2 protein-coding genes are annotated in these 1,115 nt (G+C 73.0%); both read left to right on the plus strand.

What is annotated here, in order from left to right:
* On the plus strand, positions 1 to 187 hold a 187-nt coding region (locus ACTIDRAF_RS30895; protein ID WP_039789226.1), incomplete at its 5' end, for a putative manganese transporter.
* Between the two features lie 102 nt (positions 188 to 289).
* A complete protein-coding gene (locus ACTIDRAF_RS0223800; RefSeq protein ID WP_016701189.1) occupies positions 290 to 871 on the plus strand; it encodes a hemerythrin domain-containing protein in 582 nt (193 codons plus the stop codon).
* The last annotated feature ends 244 nt before the right edge of the window (positions 872 to 1,115 follow it).

The following is a 1,115-nucleotide window of genomic DNA, read 5'->3' on the forward strand; positions in this document are numbered from 1 at the left end:
CTTCACCACGCTGTACCTCACCGGAACGGTTCCGCTCGCCGGGTTGATGGCCAACGCGATCAGCCAGAAGGGGGACGCGCTGATCCCGTTGTTGGGTTTCGACCGGCGGGCGGCGCTGTCCACCAGCCTGCTCACCACCGTCCCGGCCCTCGCCGTCGGCGGTGTGGTGCTGCTCGTGGCGGGCTGAGGAACGCCAGGCCCCCGCGCCGAGGACCGAGCCGCCGCCGGAGCACGACGCGGGAGCGGCGGAGGACAAGCAGTCGAACCAGGACGAGACGTGAGGAACGACATGGGCAACGAGAAACAGGCCACGAACCTCGTGGACGTGCTCACCACCGATCACCGCACGGTCGAGGCCATCCTCTCCGAGCTGGAACGGGCCGAGGGCACCCCGGAGCACCGCCGGGACCTGGCCGCGCACGCCATCACGGAGGTCGTCCGGCACTCGGTCGCCGAGGAGCAGTACGTCCTCCCGCTCTTCCGACGGGTCGATCCCGCGCACAGCGGCTGGGCCGACCAGGAGATCGAGGCCAACGCCGACCTCGAACGGCTGATGAAGGACCTGGAGCGGGAGGACCCGACCACCGCCCGGTTCGAGGAGCTGGTGTCGGAGTTCATCCGGGACGTGCGACAGCACGTGCGCTCGGAGGAGAACGAGATCCTCCCCCAACTGCACCGCTCCTGCACCACCGGGGAGCTGGCCGAGGTGGGTTCGGCGGTGCTGCGCGCCAAGGACACCGCGCCCACCCACCCGCATCCGGCCGCACCGGACCGGCCACCGCTGAACCGCCTGATGGATCCCGGCGCCGGCATGGTCGACCGGATGCGCGACGCCCTCGCCGGGCGGAAGAAGGAGCAGCGGGGGCGGTGACGGCGCGCGGTGTCCGAGCGACTTCGGGTGCCGCGCACCGGGCTCGGGCACCCCGGGTCGGCGGGGTGCTCCGCTACCCGAGGCCGGTACCTTCCGCTACCTGAGGCCGGTACCTCCGCTGTCCGAACGGCTGGTGCGGGCTGGACGGGCGATCGTCACCTCGTCGCTCGCCCGGGTCGCCGACCTCGCGGGGCGGGCGCGCGGCGCCGTCCCCACGCCGCCGCCGGCCTCGCGGGGCGCGGAC

The organism is Actinoalloteichus spitiensis RMV-1378, from assembly GCF_000239155.1.
GTDB classification, from domain to species: Bacteria; Actinomycetota; Actinomycetes; order Mycobacteriales; family Pseudonocardiaceae; genus Actinoalloteichus_B; species Actinoalloteichus_B spitiensis.

Bases quoted from the DNA above. Each gene is read 5' to 3' on its own strand.
- ACTIDRAF_RS0223800 (WP_016701189.1), top strand. From the start codon at position 290: ATGGGCAACGAGAAACAGGCCACGAACCTCGTGGACGTGCTCACCACC.